The sequence below is a fragment of the Knoellia terrae genome, assembly GCF_048606435.1.
GTDB classification, from domain to species: Bacteria; Actinomycetota; Actinomycetes; order Actinomycetales; family Dermatophilaceae; genus Knoellia; species Knoellia terrae.
Genome location: NZ_JBMBWH010000003.1, coordinates 64,608 through 79,688, shown reverse-complemented (window position 1 = coordinate 79,688; position 15,081 = coordinate 64,608). Strand labels below are relative to the sequence as shown.

Here is a 15,081-nt window from a genome sequence, read left to right as displayed (position 1 = left end):
GTCAGCCGTTGATCGAGGTCTTTTGCCCATGCCCCCGATGCGAGGGGCGACCGCGCTCCCATCACTGCCCCCGCAGGTAGTCACCCCCCCCGGCGATGCCGGTGTGTCCATCTAGATTGACCGGCAGTGGTGCAAGGGAAGGTCCGAACGGAGTCGGTGAGTTGGACCCCCGTTCCACCTTGGCAGGTTCATCCTTCGCTACGTCAGAGTCGAGGTCCACAAGGCGACATCGAGGTGGCGCAGCGTGCCGTTAGGGTCACACAGTGACACGCCCTCGTTCGCTGCGGCGTGGTCAACGATGTCCCTCAGGGCTGCCTTGAGCTCGTTGTCGCTCAAAAGGTGACAGAAAACCTCCCAGTCAGCCACGTAGGAGCGCAGTTTCTACGTCCCGAGCAGCTGTCGAACTCGCTAGTCCGGATCGGGAACGGGTCTGGACGCTTGCGCGCACAAAGCTTGGAGGCGGTCACCCAGGCGTCGGAGGGATGCCTTCGTTCTGGGAGACGAACTCCCATCCTTGGCTCTGAAGCTTCGCCACAGTGCTGGCTTCTCTGCCCCGAAGCGTCTTCACGACATGCGTGAGTACTGCACGTCATCTTCAGCCGCTGTTCCTTGACCCCGAACCCGACTCATCGCTCATGGACACAGGCGGAGCATAAGCGACCGGCTACCTACGCAGCGGCCTCGACGTGGTTGCTCCAGTATTTCGCCTAAGAGCAGCCACGAACTCGCCTCAGGTGACACGCTGGCCGTTCGATCAGGAGGCACTATGAATTATCCGCAGGCGCGGTACGACCGTTCGATCAGCGCCCCGTTCCTAGCTGAGTTCAAGCCGGGTGGCTTCGCCGCGTCACTGCTGGACTACGCCCGAGCCCAGTACCCGATCGACCTTCAGTTCCGCAAGAACCCCAAGAACGGCGCGCAGCACGTCACCCTTTACGTCGGGATGACCGCTGTTCTGAATGTTCTCGACAAGGGCGCGGGTGGCTATCGCCTCGAGGCGCACCCCAAGTACAAGGGCATCCGAAAGGTGGGCTGGGAGCTCGCGTGGGAGCAACCGCACGCGCCCGACTGGTGGGGTGAGCACTGGCTTGCGGTTGAGGACTACCTCGAACGCATCATCCCTGAAGTCATGGGTGGTTCCTTGACCTCCAAGGAGGGACCTGTGCAGGCCGCTGTGTCCGTGTTCAAGGGCGACGCCGCACGCGTCATGCTGGACCGCGAAGTGATCCCGAGCTTCATCGATGACCCCACACGCAAGCGAGTGATCCGCGGCTTCTCCGACAGTCTCGCTGCGTCAGTAGCCCAGGCGGGCGTGCCAGGCACAGCGCCAACGAAATTTGGCCCCAAATGCGATGTCCTTGCGATCCATCACGATGGCTACCTCGAAGCGATCGAGGTCAAGCCCCAAAACGTGAGCTCCCTTGCTTGGGTCCCGGCTCAAGCAACTATGTACGCCAAACTCCTCGAGTACTGGATTGGTGTCGACTCGACTTGGGCCGAGACCATCCGGAGGACTTTCCAGCAGCGGCAAGAGCTCGGCCTGGTCTCCACTGATTTCTCGATGCCATCGAGGCTCGAGCCTCGTGTGGTCCCCGCTGTCGCGTTCCAGCGAACTGCCTCCGGGCCCTACGTGGACCGCATGTTCAAGGTGCAGGAGCACCTCGTGGTGGACGGTGTTGGAGACCCGGGTCTGAGGCTCTACCGCGCCTCGATCTCCGGCCGACTCACCCAGGTAGACGGCCCCTAGCGTCCGGCGGCCTGTCAGCGGTCGGTTCTACCGTCAGCCCCATGCGAGGCAACGAGTACGTGGTAGCCGAGAACCAGAAGCTGGTGGCTTGGAAGCGCCGCACTCCCGCTCTGCCGCACGAGGCGCGAGAGCCGGGCGTCTACGTTGCGGGTGAGCGGCCACCTACGCGCCCCCTCGACATCTGCGTCCCTCCCAAGCACGCACCCCTCAACCTCCTCCCCAACGTGCGATCTGAAGCCCTGGCCCTCTTCCGCGAGCTCGACATCCCATGGCACGACGGGGTGGACGAAGGACCGAGCAACCACCTGCGCGACTCTCAAGTCCAATGCGTCAACGCTCTTCACCCCATGGTCCGCGACGCACATCGGATACAAGCGGCCTTCGGACACCTCCTGGACATCGCCGACGTGCTTCCGATCGAGGCGGACCGCTACCTCACGTTCGAGTACATCGGTCACACCGACTACTTCGGTGAGGGCAGAGGCAAAGCCAGACGCCGCGGAACGATGTGCACCAGCGTGGATGCAGCGTTCACCTACCGGACGTCCAGAGACGTTGTAGAACTCGCCTTGGTCGAGTGGAAGTACACCGAGACCTACCCCACTGCACGGCGTGAAAGCAGTCGCAGTGACGCTGCCCGTCGGCGCGCATACGAACCCGATGTCACCGACGAGAATGGACCCCTCAACGGCTCGTGGGTGCCATTCGACGTCTTGCTCAACGAGCCGTTCTACCAACTCGTGCGACAACAACTGCTGGCCCACCGACTGGAACAAGACCCGCACGTCGCCGCTGACGTGGTGCGAGTGGTTCACGTGCTCAGTCCCGACAACACCGCCTACCAGGCGTGCCTCCATGACTTCGCTCGGCTAGAACTCGGAGCCAGCGTTGACGAGGTATGGACCCGTCTCCTGCGCCGACCTGACAGGTTCCTGCACCTCGACCCGGCGGTCTTCTTGAACCCCTCGATCACAAGCGTCGACTACGTCGACCGCTACGGCGACGCACTCCTGACCAAGCCGAATGACGGCAACGTCACCTGATAGGGGGGTAAGGCATGTCGTACGAGGACCGCTCGAGTACCTGCGCCGCACGAAGGACGGGCGTGAGGTGTTCTGCCAGACACTGACCACCGCCTTGCTTGTGGGCGGCACCTACCCAAAGTGGGGCACCGAGAACGTGCTCACCAAGGAGGGCGTCACCTTCTTCGAGGCACTCGACCGCCGCTCGTTCGCCACGCCCCAATGGCAGACGACGCCGATCTTCGTGGACGAGATCACCATGCCTAAGCGCCAAAACGATGAACTCGCCGCCTCACCCGACTGGACCCTCCTGTTCGAGGACCGGGTGTGGATGATCGAGCTGAAGACGGAACGAAGCAGCCACCGCGCCAACCAGCTCCCTCATTACCTCGAGCTTGCCTCACACCACTACCCCGGCCGAACCATCGACGTCACCTATCTCACGGGGCCTCTGGTCAAATCCTCACCACGGCTGGCCGAGGGTCAGCGGTACGTCCTTCTCACCTAAGACGACGTCCTACCGCTCTACGAGCAGGCCTGGGGCGGCGCTGCCGACGGTGCTAGCTGTCTCGGTAGCTGCTGTCCAATAGGCCACCCGTGCGGCGACGTGTGGTTCGGTGCACTTGCCAGACGTGTAATTTGTTCCGATGTGACAATCAGGACTCGTACTGGCTTGATTGGAGTCGCTTCCGACGGTCCATGGGAAGTGTGCGCTCAAACCGGTCCATGAGCGCAACAAAGCGTGAAGGAAAGAGCAGCGCCAAAACGCCGCCAGCACCAAATATAGCGGCGTAGATTGTGAGCGGCCAGTACGCGAGCGCCTGCTCGCCGACATTGCCTGCCAAAAGACGAAGAGCGACCGCAACTCCCAAGAAGATGGGACTCGCAAAGCGAGCAGCGGAGACACCTATCTTCCGCTCGATTTCGCCCTCGGACTCAACTTCGATGTCAATGAGATGGTGGATGAGTGTTGGCTCGGGCTTGCCCGAAACTATGACAGTTAGTTGCAACTCTGCACCCTTGGCCACTCGCTCCGGCGCAAGAGCCACGGCATTCTGATTCTTCGCTAAGCTTATGGAATCGCGGCTCCAAACTCCGCCCGACGGTTCGTCGAGGAGGCTGACGGGAACGGCCGGACCAATCTCTATGAGAATCGGACGATCACGGTCGAAGTCAGCGCTCCGGATGTCACGTGTGCCTCTGTTAGCAAGCCTGACGCTGAGCAGCCAAGGGTCGGCTACATCGACCCCGTCAATACGTACCTCGATCCGCTCGCTCAGCGCTACCGTGAGGGAGCGCTTCGTGAAGCCAAACGCCAGTCTGGCTCGACGCGGTCGGGCCCACCGCCCGACCAAGACTGTCACTGGAATGGCTGCGACGGCGGCGACTGTGCCTACCAGTGTTAGCAGGTCTCTCCCCTCCATTCGCAAAATCATAGCCAGCAGCACGGCATGGGCACAGAGAGGGTGGGCCGGTGAGATTGTCTGGCAGCAGTCGGAACGGTACGGCTACCAGCCCCATGGACGCATCCTGGAACCGGATGAGTCCCCCAATCACTTCCACACAGGCCCAGCCAGATTGTGACAACTGCGTCCCTCACCACCGACGGCGCGCCTGAAGCCGCCGTGCAAGGCCGTCACCGGCTGACTTGACGGTTGTGGGCTTCTGAACCGTGTGCACGTTCATCCGCAACCTCAGGGTGGAGGTCCAGAAGGCAACGTCACGGGCCGCAGCAGCCGTTGAGGTCACCAACTCACACGCCCTCCATAGAGGCTGCTTGGTCATCAACCCGGTGCTCTCGCTGACGGCTGGCTCTGCCGTTGTGTCGACCTCCCCCTAGGATTAGTTAGTGCCTTACCCATCGCGACCCACGCTCAACGTGCTCGCTGAGTTTGTCGGTACTGCCGGAGAGCACCAAACCCCACAGCAACGGGCCGCACTCATCAGGTTCGTCGCCATGGAGTACCAGGCGGGTCGGTCGCTGAGGGAGCTAGGCGAGCTGACCGGGCGTACTCAAACTGCGATACGTCGGGCACTTCACCAGGGCGGAGTGCCTACACGCGGACGGGGAGCACAGGCTCTGTCGGATGACTCCACCGCACATGGAGGCGAAGGACTAGACCGCCAAAAGCACGGCCTTCGGCGGGTGGCAGAGATCGGAGCCAACGCTCTAGACGGCACCTCATCCGACACGTATCCGACACGCGGGACCTAACCATCACCTGCTCTACCGCGTTTTCGCAGTTCAGAAGCTATTTCGGCTGGTGGACGTGAAGGGACTCGAAGCTTGCTTAGGACCATCCTGGTCTACGACGGCGGACCGCATAGATGACGAATTAAGTTGTCCGACAGCGCTACTCATCCCTTGGGTCGGGCGACGTAAAGGGAGATCAGCCCCCGCCTCCTGAAGGGTCCACCAACGCGCTCGAGCCTTGGCAGCGCCATCAGAGCGAGTCGCGTTCCTCGAGGGCGCCCTTCGGTTGCCTGGACTCCGTCGATCTGAACGATAAGCAAACCCCAATGAGTACAAGGCAGGGGTCACACGGACACAAGCGCGGGGTGACCCTTTTGGCCCAGACTTCCCAACGGTGAGTGAAGACCGCTTGGTCAGCGTCGTTGATTCAGTCGGGGGCGTTTCCGTCAACATGCTCGGCCCAAAGCACGGTCACACACAACATCAAGTCCTGTATCTCGTTCGGACTCAGGACGATGTAGATGGCCTCCCCAGCCCCGGGGCCGTTCAGGATCACACTGACCTCGGACTCGGCGTCTTCGGCCATCAGCGGTGCATTGACCACAAAGACGCTTTCGCTACGGAACGACGAAGTGATGGGTTCGAAGCTCCCGCCGTCCCGCTGCACACGCTCCGAAGCGGCCCACTCCCACCATGTCTTCGACACTGCCGCATTCACCGGAACGTGACGACCCCTTGGCCGACCACCACGATGACGGTTCCGAGGAGCCACCGCTTCAAGCAGTTCTTCCACCCGGCTCCATGAGACGAGCACGAGGGCGTGCTGGGTGCTCGGCTCCCCCGGGAGCGTGTCACTGCGGGTGAAGGTGATCAGCAACCCCTCCCCCATGTCGGTGTAGGCCAACGTCTTGGTCACTCCTGCGTCACCACCCCTATCTGTTGCCTTCGCGCATCTGTATACTACGCTGGCAGCGTACTACATGAGAGGCGGCGCAGATGGTGACCGTGAGTGAAGCCCTTCCCGCCGTCCTGGCGGCCGTGCCCCAGCCGAGCAAGCGGACGTACACGAGCGGCATGCGTCAGCTGGTCACCTCGCTCGGCGACCGGGAATTGGACAGCGTCGGCATCGTTGAGTTGCGCGCCCTGCGCGACTCGATCGAGCAGCACACCGGCGCGCACATTGTCGCTCGGGCCGTCGAACGTGGCCGTCGGTTGCGCTCGTACGATCCTCAATCCTTCGGACAGGGCGCCGCATCCAACTTCGTCATGGCGGTGCGGTTCTTCTTCCGGTTCGCGGTCGATGTTGGATGGCTCAGCTCCTCCCCGGCCGAGACGCTCAAGAGCCCGAGGCGGCATCCCGGACTTCGTCGTCCGTTGCTTCCCGAGGAGCTCGCCGAGATCTGGACCGTGGCAACCACGACCGGTCACGACCCGGAGCTGGATGAGCTCATCCTCACGTTCCTGCGCCACACGGCGGCCCGCCGCGAGGGGTCGCTGAACCTCACCGTTGGGCACGTCCAACCTTCCAACGACCGCGTCCTTCTCAGCGAGAAATATGGCCACACCCGTGTGCTGCCGCTGCGCCGTGACGTGGGTGAGCGTCTTCTCACCTTTGCCGCGAGCCGCGGCTCTGCGGCGCCAGCCGACCCCATCTTCCGCTACCGATCCGGTCGGCCACTGACCCGACGGCGCTTCAACTCGCTGTTCGACCGCATCGACCGACACACCGACTTCACCGAAGAACTTGACATCAGCGCTCACTGGATCCGCCACACCACCCTGGCCGACATCGCCGCCGTGTCCGACGTGCGCGTCGCAGAAACGTACGCCGGACACTCCCTGAACGGGCTTGGCGTCATCGGGCGGTACACGGCGGTCACTTTCGACGACCTCCAGGACGCCTACCAAGCGGTCTTCCCGTGACCGCCGACGGTGACGGCAACGTCCCCCTGGGGCAGCCTTGCGCGACCCCCGACCTGCCCCAAGATGGCGATGGCGACCGCCGCCCCGCAAACTCCGCTCCGGGGCCCCTCGCGGCCTGGCTACGCGCGTCACTCCGGTTACCTGACGTCGTGGCCGACCCCGAGCAGGCCCACGATAACCGGGTGTGGACGCGCGCCCAAGATGTCCTGCCCGGTGTCGTCGTGCACGAGGAGACCGCCATGACGGCCGCCTGGGGCGACCAGGTCTGGACTGTGCTGCCAAGGTGGGACGAGGACGACGTCGAGGGCTTGTGGTTGGAAAACCTTGACCAGCCGTCCGGGCCCCCCACCCTCCACGAGGTGTACCCCCGGGCGGAACTCCTCAGACGCATCGGGCAGTCGCATCCCACGGCCGGCGAGGCCATCGTCACATCGGTGCTCGACGACTTCGCGGACTGCCTGACTGTCACCGCACAGGCTCACAGGCGTCTGCGGCACTGGGCTGCTGCCCTGCTTGACGACCTCGAACGGCTCGCGCCGAGCGTGGTCCGGGACCTCGACGAACTCGCCTCGGGACGGGACCTGCGCGCCCTTGCCCGGCGACCGGCACCGTCGCAGCAAGACTGGCACTAACGGCTGCGGCGGATTGGTTACGCTGCCAGCGTGGACTCCGACCCCCGCCTCGATGCCGGCCGACGGCTGCTCGGCCACAGGCTCCGGGACGTCAGGATCCGCACCGGGCTCACGCTGAGCCAGGCCGCCGCGCTGGCTGGGCTGAGCCAGTCCTACATCTCCGACGTCGAACGAGGTCGCACCCTGCCCAGCCTGGCCGCCCTACTGGGGCTGGCCGACGCCTACGGGACGAGGGTCAGCACACTCCTCGCCGGCATCTTCCCGTTCGGATCGGACGCGGCGCCTTCGTACCTTCCGGACCCGCCGGAGGACGCACGCTTTCGGCGTTCCAACTGACCCGAGCCGCCCTCTCGCATACGAATTGTCAACTGGCAGTAGGACGCTCGCTGTGGGAGGATCTCCCTGAGGGCCTGCCCGGGCCTCGAAGGAGTCATCCGATGCCGCGGACGCAGACATGGCCGCACACCCCGACCGGGGTCGTCACGTCGTGGGTCGGGTCGGCTCGGACTGTGCGCCTCACCCTTCCCATCCCGCCAGAGACCGTCGGCGAGATAACGGTCGGTGCGGTCGGAGCGGGGTGGCTTGAGCTCACCGACGATCCGGATGCTCCGCGGATCGAGATCGACACCGAACTGCAGACACGTGGACGGTTGGCGATCAGTGCCAGCGGTGGGATCAGGCGATTCGCCGCCGACGACGGTGACTGGGTGTTCATCACGGTGTGCGGAGCGCCGGGGCAGCGGCTCATTCGCGTGGTCGCGATGGACTGTATGGAGCACATCCTCCGCAAGCCGGTCACACGTCCGTCGGGCGTCTTCAAGGCCGATGGGTGGGACCGTTGGCAAAACGCGGCCCACGCGAGAACGTCTCGAAGGGTGGTGACCTGAGGTGTGGATCCGATCCTCATCGCAGTCGAGGTGCTGCGGACGCTGCGGCTGACCGGTCCCCAGGCGGAAGCCGCCGCGCACCTCGTCGCGCAGACGGAACCAAGCCTGCGTGAGGTGCTCGACTCTCTGCCGGCCGCGGAGGTGGCCGTGATCCGGAAGAGATACCCCCAGGGCTTGAAGAGGCTGTTGGACGGCGACCCGCTCGAGGACGGGCTTGCGGCCATCCCCGGGTTGGGCGATCGCAAGTTCAGCGACTTGACGACGGCCACGGTCCAGCCCTTGATGGCGCTCTGCCAACGGCGGGTAGCCGCTCGGATGGCGGCGAGTCCTAGCGGACCCCAGCCTGGTGCCGGCCCCCGCAGCGGATACGCCGCGGCCCGCCAGGTCAGGTTCGCGGCGCGCGCCGTGGCCTCGCTGCTGCTGCGACATGACTACCTTGCTAAGGACCCCTTGACCGGCCTACCGACGCCGCAAGCACCCGGACCCGTTCGGGATCGGGCGTTCCGCGTGACCGAGCGTCGCGATTTCTGCCGCACCGTCATGCTCAACGCCTCGGACCCCGAACTGGCGGCTGCGTCGTGGATTATCGTCAGCGTGTACGGCGCCCGCGAGGTAGAGGTCGAACGGTTGACGGAGGTCAGCGTCAACCTCGATCGGGGGTCCATCGTCCTCGTCGGCAAAGACGGTCCCGTTCGTGAGCGTCCGATCCACCGTGAGTTCGGTCAGTGGCTCCTGGACACGATGGCTGCACGCCCGCCGGCTCAGGGTGGCCAACTGCTGCGCACGATCAGGGGCACGCCCGTGAACGGGCACCTGTGGGACAACTGGTCCTCCCTGCTGCATCGCTTCCACCCGTGGGTTCACGGCGTCCGCATCGGAGTGCATGGCCTGCGACACTCGACGACACGCATGGTCAAGGCGATGGGCTACGAGGACGCGGAGGCCGGACGCTGGCTCGGACACGCCGCGCCGTCGGCCGCCAGGGTGGACAGCATCTACACCCGCGACAACAGCGCTGCGGGCGAGTGGGCCCAGTGTGTCGACATGGCGCACGACGTATTCGGGCCGCTCGACGGGTGGCCGGCTCTGCCGGAGAACGACATTCTCGGGGCCGCGCTCGGGCTGGACCTGCCATGCCCTCCCAAGACCTCGCACCCTAAGCCGCGCAGGCCTCGCCAACCGGCGGGGAAAAAGAAAGGAAAGAAGCACCATGGCAAGAACTCACGCACCGGCCCTTGATCCCGGGCGCAAACCCGGGCCAAGGGCGGTTTCGCCCGAGAATGGGTGTTCTAGTCCCCCCTCGGACACCAGATGCGCCCCACGCCTGTGCTGGTCACAGTCGTGGGGCGCTTTCTCGTCGTACTCCCCGACGTCCGGTCGCGCTGCGCCTCGATCCGTGCCCCCCCTGACCTCGGGTGGCCAGAGGAGCATCGACCAGTCGGCCGGGCTCGGTTACCGCCCTTCCTCGTCCCGCAGGAACGGCTGAAGCATCTCGCGGGCGACGGCCAGCTGGTCCTGACCAGCCCTGTACGCGGCGTCGGCGATGATGCGGCGCGCCTGTTCCTTGTCGACACCACGTTCCACGACGACGACTCCGGTTGCCTGGTCGAGGACCTGCATGTCCTCGAGAACCCGCGGAGCCCGGCGCGCCGCCGCCGCGGTGGAGAAGGTCAGGTCCGCGTTGTGGATCGCGCCCTCTGCCCACGCACCGACGATGTGCGCCACGGGCTTCTCCTTCCCCGCGAAGGCGTTCGGTGTGGCGGCATAGAGGTTGACCCCACCGACCACGCGGTCTTCGACGTCGTGGATGGCCAGGGACAGCGTGCTCAGCACGCCTCGGGCTGCGCTCGCCCGCGCGAAGTGCGCCCACCGTTGCTCGTCGAGGAGCCCTGCATCGTCGTCTCCGCCCCACACCGTCGAGCCGTCGAGTGCCGCGTCGACGCACGGGCCACCGAGCGCGTACTGGATGCCGTCAAGGAGCGCGATGTGCTCGTGTGTGGCGGCAAGCGTGAAGGTCACTCCGTCGCTCAGGAGCGCCAGGCTCAGACCGACCAGGTTGGGCACGACATCCTCGAGCAGCTCGGCCTGACGACGCAGCTGACCGGTGAGGTCGGTGTCCGACCGACGGTCGATGGCGTTCAGCGCTTCGAGGGTCTCGGGCAAGGGTTCAAGCGGCATGGTCACTCGTTCTTACCCCGAGAAGGCAGCGCACAATCCGCCTCCTCTGCGCTCGTGCTCGATTCAGCCGCGCGTCGGCCTGGTGGGGAGCTCACCGGTGTGGTTCACCACGTCGGCGACGTCATGGACCTTCCTGTTGAGGTCCATGCTCGCCTTCCGGATCAGGGCGAACGCCTCCTCGCCGGAGACTCGTCTGGTCGCCATGACGATGCCGACCGCGGTGGAGATGTGGCGACTGCTCGCCAACGCGTTCTTGAGGTTCTGGTAGTCGTACTGCCGAAGGTGCGCCTCGACGGCAAGCGCGGCAAGGGGGACGATCACCGATGCCACGGGCACGTCGACCTCGCTGAAGGCCGCCACCTCTGTCGAGTAGTAGTTGATCCCGGCGAAGTCGCCGCCGCTGACCGGAAGGCGCAGGCTGAGCATGCTCCGGACCCCGGTCCCCTGTGTGCAGCGAGGACCGAAACGGGGCCAGCGTTCGTCGTGGGAGATGTCGTCGGACTGCAGCAGGGCAGGACCCGTCGCGGCGTCGAGGCACGGGCCCTCGGCGAGGCGGTACTGGAGCTCGTCCACCTCATGGGGCAGGTCGTCCGACGCGGCGATGGTGGTGGGCTGGTGTCCCGGCCGGAGCAGCGTCAGGCCGCAGTGATGCGCATGGGGCATGGCGAACGCGGCAAGCTCGACGACGACCTCGGTGGTGATCGGCTCACCGGAGCCGGTCAACCGCATGATGACCTCGTGGAGCTGCTCCACGATCGCCTGCATGGACTGGCTGTCCGTGGATCGATTCGTGTCCACCATGAGTCTCGGTTCCTCCCATCGACCGTGGGTTCAAGGGCGCTTCACGGCGAGAGTAGCCCGCAGGAACGTCACGCGGGGTGGGACCCCGAGGGCACGGCCGCCCGGCGACCCCCACAACCGCCGCGGAACGCGCACGGCCCTGGCCTCAGCCGAAGGTTCCTCCGACGCCACCGATGAGGTCGAGCGGGTTGATGCCCAGGTGGTGAAGCAGGTCGGCGTGCTTGTCGGTGTCGACGACCTCGGGCAGCTCACGCTCGGCACGGGCGGCCGCCTCGTCCTCACCTCGACCGCGCAGCTCGTCGACGATCTCCTGCCTGTCGATCTCCATCACGACGTCCTTCCGTGGGTCCGCGGGTGCTCCAGCCTGCCCGATCCCCGGCCCGGCGTGAAGCCCCCGCGCTGACACCGGCTGGCGCCGACCCGCCTCGTCACCGCGAACGGCTCAGGCGGAGGCGACGAGGTTCTCCCGGACAGCGTGCATCGCGGCCTCGGTGCGCGACGACACCTGCAGCTTGCTCATGATGTTGCGGACGTGGTTCTTGACGGTGTTCTCGCTGACCGTCATGAGGACCGCGATCTCGCGGTTGGGCTTGCCCCGCGTGATCCAGGTCAGCACCTCGACCTCGCGCTCGCTGAGGGTCCGCGTGCGCTCCTGGGCCACGTCGTCGGTCGTCCTGCTGGCCAGTCGGGCGAACTCGGCCACGAGGTGTCGGGCCATGGGTGGAGGGACCACCACCTCGCCCGAGTGCACCAGACGGACCGCGTCGAGGATCTGGTCGGCAGGCAGGGACTTGAGCAGGTAGCCGGAGGCGCCGACCATGAGCGACTTGAACAGGTCGGCCTCCTCGGCGGAGGCGGTGAGCACGAGGACCTTGGTCTGTGGTGAACCCATCTTGATCGCGGTGCACGCGTCGATACCGCTCTGCCCACCCAGGCGCACCTCGAGCAGCACGACGTCCGGCCGGTGCGTGAGTGCTGCACCGACGGCGTCGGAGGCGGTCGACGCCTCGGCCACGATCTCGAGGTCGTCCTCCGAGTCCATCAGCGCCTCCGTGCCGCGCCGGTACAGCTCGTGGTCGTCGGCGATGACGACGCGGATCGCGTGGCGCCCCTCGACGACCGACGGGACCCACCCGTCCGAGCCGGATGTGTGTGGACTCACCTGCTCATGTTCACACGGAGGTCGGGCGCCATGGTGGCGTTTGGCTGGTTTGCCGGGCGACTCACGTCGACTCGTGCCGCGCAGGGGCGCGGTCGACCCCCTCGTCGGCAGGGCGCAGGTGCTGCGTGCGCCGACGGACCAGCACGCCGAAGAGGGCGGCGATCGGAAACATGATGACGCCGTAGACGGCCGGCGGGATCGAGATCCGCGTGCTCTCGAGCACGGTGATCGCCATGGCGATCGCCAGGGTGCTGTTGTGGATGCCGATCTCGAAGCCGCTCGCGACGGCCTGCGGCTCGGCCAGGCCGAGAAGGCGCGGCACGGCATACCCGATCGACAGCGACAGGACACAGAACAGCGCGGCGAGAACCCCCACGTCAGCGAGGTACCCGGCGATGTTGTCCCGCTCGCCGAGCATCGCGCCGAGGACGACGAGCAGCAGGAGCACGGCGGAGGCGATCCGGACCGGTCGGTCCATCCGCTGCGCGAAGCCCGGCGAACGGTGCCGCACGAGCATCCCGACGAGGACCGGCACGAGCACGATCGCGAAGACCTGGAGCATCTTGTCGAACTGGAGGCCGATCCGGTCGCCCTCGTCGAGGAACCGCGAGATCGCGAGGTTGGCGATGAGCGGGAGCGTGAGGATCGCGAGGACGGAGTTGAGCGCCGTCAGGGTGATGTTGAGGGCGACGTCGCCGCGGAACAGGTGGCTGAAGAGGTTGGCCGTGGTCCCGCCCGGGGACGCCGCGAGCACCATGAAGCCCACGGCGAGCAACGGCTCGAGGTCCCAGAGGCTGACCAGTGCGAAGGCGATGAGGGGCAGCACGAGCACCTGGCAGACCAGCGCGATGGCCACCGCCCGGGGGTGGCGGACGACGCGCCGGAAGTCGTCGGGAGTGAGGTCGAGGCCCAACCCGAACATGATGACGGCGAGGGCGACGGGGAGACCGATGGTCAACAGCGCGGAGTCCATGCGCGGACGCTACCGGCGCACCGGCTCGTCAGGGCTGGAACGCGTCGGCCGCCTGCTTGAGCGTGTCGAGCGGTCCGGCCAGGGCAGCGGCCCCGGGCTGCGTCAGCTCACCCTGCTCGGCCGCCTGCTCCAGCTCACCCTCGATGTCACCGACGAGCGACCGCACGGCCGCAGCGTCCTCGGAACGCACGGCACCGTCGATGTCCTGCAGCTTGCCCTGGATGGTTCCGGCGATGTCGCCGTCGATCTGGTCGTCCTGCCGGGCGTCGCGCAGGGCGGCCTGCATCTCCTTCGTGGCGTCCGTGACGGCGCCACCGGTGTCCGGCGGTGGCGTGGACGGGGTCGGCGTGGGTGTGGGTGCCGGCGGCGTTCGGGTGACCGTCACCGTGGGGTTCGGCGTCGACGTCACGGGCGGGGGCGTGCGGACCGGGGTCAAGGACGGTGACGGGGACTCGCGGGTCTGGCTCACGCTCGGGGAGGCGCTCTGCGTCGCCGGACCCGTGGGCTCGTCGTCACGGTCCTGCAGTGCGTACCAGACGGCGGCAGCGGCGAGCACCGCCGCCAGGAGGAGCAGGACCCAGATCCACGCGCGCGACTCGCGGTCCTCCACGGCACGGGGTGGCTCGTCCCACCGGTCGCGGACCGGGGCCGGCAGGGGCGTGACCGCCGTCGGTGCGACCGCGGCGCCGGCCACGGGCAGCACCTCGGTGAGCTCGGGGGCCCGGCGCTGGCGCAGCAGCTCGGCGACCTCTCGACCGGACTGCGGGCGGTGGGCGGGGTCCTTGGCCAGCAGGCCGGTGACGAGGTCGGCGAGGTCCGGAGGCGTGTCCGGCCGGAGGTCGCGCACGTCCGGGGCGGGGTCGTTGGCATGCTTCATGAGGATCGCCACGGGCGTGGGCGAGGTGAACGGCGGCGACCCGGTCAGCAGGGTGGTGAGGACGCAGCCGAGGGCGTAGAGGTCCGCCCGTGCGTCCACCCGCTTGCCGGTCGCCTGCTCGGGCGCGAGGTACTCCGCCGTGCCGACGATCGTGTCGGTCATCGTCAGCGCGTGGTGTCCGAGCGCCTCGTCGACGAGCTGGGTGATGCCGAAGTCGAGGACCTTGACCGTGCCGTCGGCGGCGTACGCGACGTTGCCCGGCTTGATGTCACGGTGGACGATCCCGGCGTCGTGGGCCGCCTGGAGGGCACCGGCGACCTCGAGGCCGATGGTGCGCACGTCCTCGATGGGCAGTGGACCCTCGTCGCGGACCTGCTCGGCGAGCGTGGGTCCGGGGAGGAGCTCCATGACGAGGTATGCCGTGTGGTCCTCGACGCCGGTGTCGTACACCGTGACGATGTGGGGGTGGTTCAGAGCCGCGGTGGCCCGTGCCTCCCGCCGGAAGCGCTCCCCCGCGTTGTCGCTCTCGGGACCGGTGAGGTCGAGGGTCTTCACGGCGACCTCGCGGCCGAGCATCTCGTCCTCGGCCCGCCACACGACGGCCATGCCGCCCCGCCCCAGGGGGGCACCGAGTCGATAGCGGCCGCCGAGCAGCCGCCCCTGCGTCTGGGTCATACCTCTCCTC

17 protein-coding genes are annotated in these 15,081 nt (G+C 66.6%); 9 read left to right on the top strand and 8 right to left on the bottom strand.

Going from position 1 to position 15,081, the window contains the following annotated elements; all coding sequences use genetic code 11:
* The first annotated feature begins 766 nt into the window (after positions 1 to 766).
* The 3 genes from ACOJV9_RS05615 to ACOJV9_RS05605 all read left to right on the top strand — a co-directional run bounded on the left by ACOJV9_RS05615 (position 767) and on the right by ACOJV9_RS05605 (position 3,277).
* Positions 767 to 1,747, top strand: coding sequence for a hypothetical protein (locus ACOJV9_RS05615; protein WP_420184210.1), 981 nt, complete (start codon positions 767 to 769; stop codon positions 1,745 to 1,747).
* Positions 1,748 to 1,788: 41 nt separating this feature from the next.
* On the top strand, positions 1,789 to 2,790 hold the full coding sequence (locus ACOJV9_RS05610) for a PGN_0703 family putative restriction endonuclease (RefSeq protein WP_420184209.1): 1,002 nt from the start codon (positions 1,789 to 1,791) through the stop codon (positions 2,788 to 2,790).
* A gap of 67 nt (positions 2,791 to 2,857) precedes the next feature.
* Positions 2,858 to 3,277, top strand: coding sequence for a hypothetical protein (locus tag ACOJV9_RS05605; protein ID WP_420184208.1), 420 nt, complete (start codon positions 2,858 to 2,860; stop codon positions 3,275 to 3,277).
* Between the two features lie 148 nt (positions 3,278 to 3,425).
* Here ACOJV9_RS05605 and ACOJV9_RS05600 read toward each other — a convergent pair whose 3' ends face one another.
* Complete coding sequence (locus ACOJV9_RS05600; RefSeq protein WP_420184207.1) at positions 3,426 to 4,193, bottom strand: hypothetical protein; 768 nt, start codon at positions 4,191 to 4,193, stop codon at positions 3,426 to 3,428.
* 425 nt (positions 4,194 to 4,618) lie between these two features.
* Between ACOJV9_RS05600 and ACOJV9_RS05595 the strand changes: the two genes are divergently transcribed.
* Positions 4,619 to 4,984, top strand: coding sequence for a helix-turn-helix domain-containing protein (locus tag ACOJV9_RS05595; protein WP_420184206.1), 366 nt, complete (start codon positions 4,619 to 4,621; stop codon positions 4,982 to 4,984).
* A gap of 406 nt (positions 4,985 to 5,390) precedes the next feature.
* Here the strand turns inward: ACOJV9_RS05595 and ACOJV9_RS05590 are convergent, their stop codons facing one another.
* Positions 5,391 to 5,879 (bottom strand): hypothetical protein, encoded by a 489-nt coding sequence (locus ACOJV9_RS05590; RefSeq protein ID WP_420184205.1) that lies wholly within the window; start codon positions 5,877 to 5,879, stop codon positions 5,391 to 5,393.
* 89 nt (positions 5,880 to 5,968) lie between these two features.
* Between ACOJV9_RS05590 and ACOJV9_RS05585 the strand changes: the two genes are divergently transcribed.
* From ACOJV9_RS05585 to ACOJV9_RS05565, 5 genes are all read left to right on the top strand, one after another.
* Entirely contained in the window at positions 5,969 to 6,886 is a 918-nt protein-coding gene (locus ACOJV9_RS05585) for a tyrosine-type recombinase/integrase (protein WP_420184204.1), read from the top strand.
* 149 nt (positions 6,887 to 7,035) lie between these two features.
* Positions 7,036 to 7,518 carry a hypothetical protein gene (locus tag ACOJV9_RS05580; protein WP_420184203.1) on the top strand — a complete coding sequence of 161 codons (483 nt, stop codon included), beginning with the start codon at positions 7,036 to 7,038 and terminating at the stop codon, positions 7,516 to 7,518.
* A gap of 30 nt (positions 7,519 to 7,548) precedes the next feature.
* Positions 7,549 to 7,854 (top strand): helix-turn-helix domain-containing protein, encoded by a 306-nt coding sequence (locus ACOJV9_RS05575; protein WP_420184202.1) that lies wholly within the window; start codon positions 7,549 to 7,551, stop codon positions 7,852 to 7,854.
* A 173-nt stretch (positions 7,855 to 8,027) separates the two neighbouring features.
* Positions 8,028 to 8,405 carry a hypothetical protein gene (locus ACOJV9_RS05570; RefSeq protein WP_420184201.1) on the top strand — a complete coding sequence of 126 codons (378 nt, stop codon included), beginning with the start codon at positions 8,028 to 8,030 and terminating at the stop codon, positions 8,403 to 8,405.
* Positions 8,406 to 8,408: 3 nt separating this feature from the next.
* Positions 8,409 to 9,644, top strand: a complete 1,236-nt coding sequence (locus ACOJV9_RS05565; protein ID WP_420184200.1) for a hypothetical protein — start codon at positions 8,409 to 8,411, stop codon at positions 9,642 to 9,644.
* Between the two features lie 213 nt (positions 9,645 to 9,857).
* Here the strand turns inward: ACOJV9_RS05565 and ACOJV9_RS05560 are convergent, their stop codons facing one another.
* The 6 genes from ACOJV9_RS05560 to ACOJV9_RS05535 form a co-directional block, all read right to left on the bottom strand.
* Positions 9,858 to 10,583 (bottom strand): hypothetical protein, encoded by a 726-nt coding sequence (locus ACOJV9_RS05560; RefSeq protein ID WP_420184199.1) that lies wholly within the window; start codon positions 10,581 to 10,583, stop codon positions 9,858 to 9,860.
* A 63-nt stretch (positions 10,584 to 10,646) separates the two neighbouring features.
* Positions 10,647 to 11,348, bottom strand: a complete 702-nt coding sequence (locus ACOJV9_RS05555) for an ANTAR domain-containing protein (protein ID WP_420184198.1) — start codon at positions 11,346 to 11,348, stop codon at positions 10,647 to 10,649.
* 181 nt (positions 11,349 to 11,529) lie between these two features.
* Positions 11,530 to 11,712 carry a hypothetical protein gene (locus tag ACOJV9_RS05550; protein WP_420184197.1) on the bottom strand — a complete coding sequence of 61 codons (183 nt, stop codon included), beginning with the start codon at positions 11,710 to 11,712 and terminating at the stop codon, positions 11,530 to 11,532.
* A 114-nt stretch (positions 11,713 to 11,826) separates the two neighbouring features.
* Entirely contained in the window at positions 11,827 to 12,546 is a 720-nt protein-coding gene (locus tag ACOJV9_RS05545; RefSeq protein WP_420184196.1) for a response regulator, read from the bottom strand.
* A 61-nt stretch (positions 12,547 to 12,607) separates the two neighbouring features.
* Positions 12,608 to 13,519 (bottom strand): bile acid:sodium symporter family protein, encoded by a 912-nt coding sequence (locus ACOJV9_RS05540; protein ID WP_420184195.1) that lies wholly within the window; start codon positions 13,517 to 13,519, stop codon positions 12,608 to 12,610.
* Between the two features lie 28 nt (positions 13,520 to 13,547).
* Positions 13,548 to 15,071, bottom strand: a complete 1,524-nt coding sequence (locus tag ACOJV9_RS05535) for a protein kinase domain-containing protein (protein WP_420184194.1) — start codon at positions 15,069 to 15,071, stop codon at positions 13,548 to 13,550.
* Positions 15,072 to 15,081 lie beyond the last annotated feature (10 nt).

Bases quoted from the DNA above. Each gene is read 5' to 3' on its own strand.
- ACOJV9_RS05615 (WP_420184210.1), top strand. From the start codon at position 767: ATGAATTATCCGCAGGCGCGGTACGACCGTTCGATCAGCGCCCCGTTC.
- ACOJV9_RS05610 (WP_420184209.1), top strand. From the start codon at position 1,789: ATGCGAGGCAACGAGTACGTGGTAGCCGAGAACCAGAAGCTGGTGGCT.
- ACOJV9_RS05600 (WP_420184207.1), bottom strand. From the start codon at position 4,193: ATGGAGGGGAGAGACCTGCTAACACTGGTAGGCACAGTCGCCGCCGTC.
- ACOJV9_RS05560 (WP_420184199.1), bottom strand. From the start codon at position 10,583: ATGCCGCTTGAACCCTTGCCCGAGACCCTCGAAGCGCTGAACGCCATC.
- ACOJV9_RS05555 (WP_420184198.1), bottom strand. From the start codon at position 11,348: ATGCAGGCGATCGTGGAGCAGCTCCACGAGGTCATCATGCGGTTGACC.
- ACOJV9_RS05550 (WP_420184197.1), bottom strand. From the start codon at position 11,712: ATGGAGATCGACAGGCAGGAGATCGTCGACGAGCTGCGCGGTCGAGGT.
- ACOJV9_RS05540 (WP_420184195.1), bottom strand. From the start codon at position 13,519: ATGGACTCCGCGCTGTTGACCATCGGTCTCCCCGTCGCCCTCGCCGTC.
- ACOJV9_RS05535 (WP_420184194.1), bottom strand. From the start codon at position 15,071: ATGACCCAGACGCAGGGGCGGCTGCTCGGCGGCCGCTATCGACTCGGT.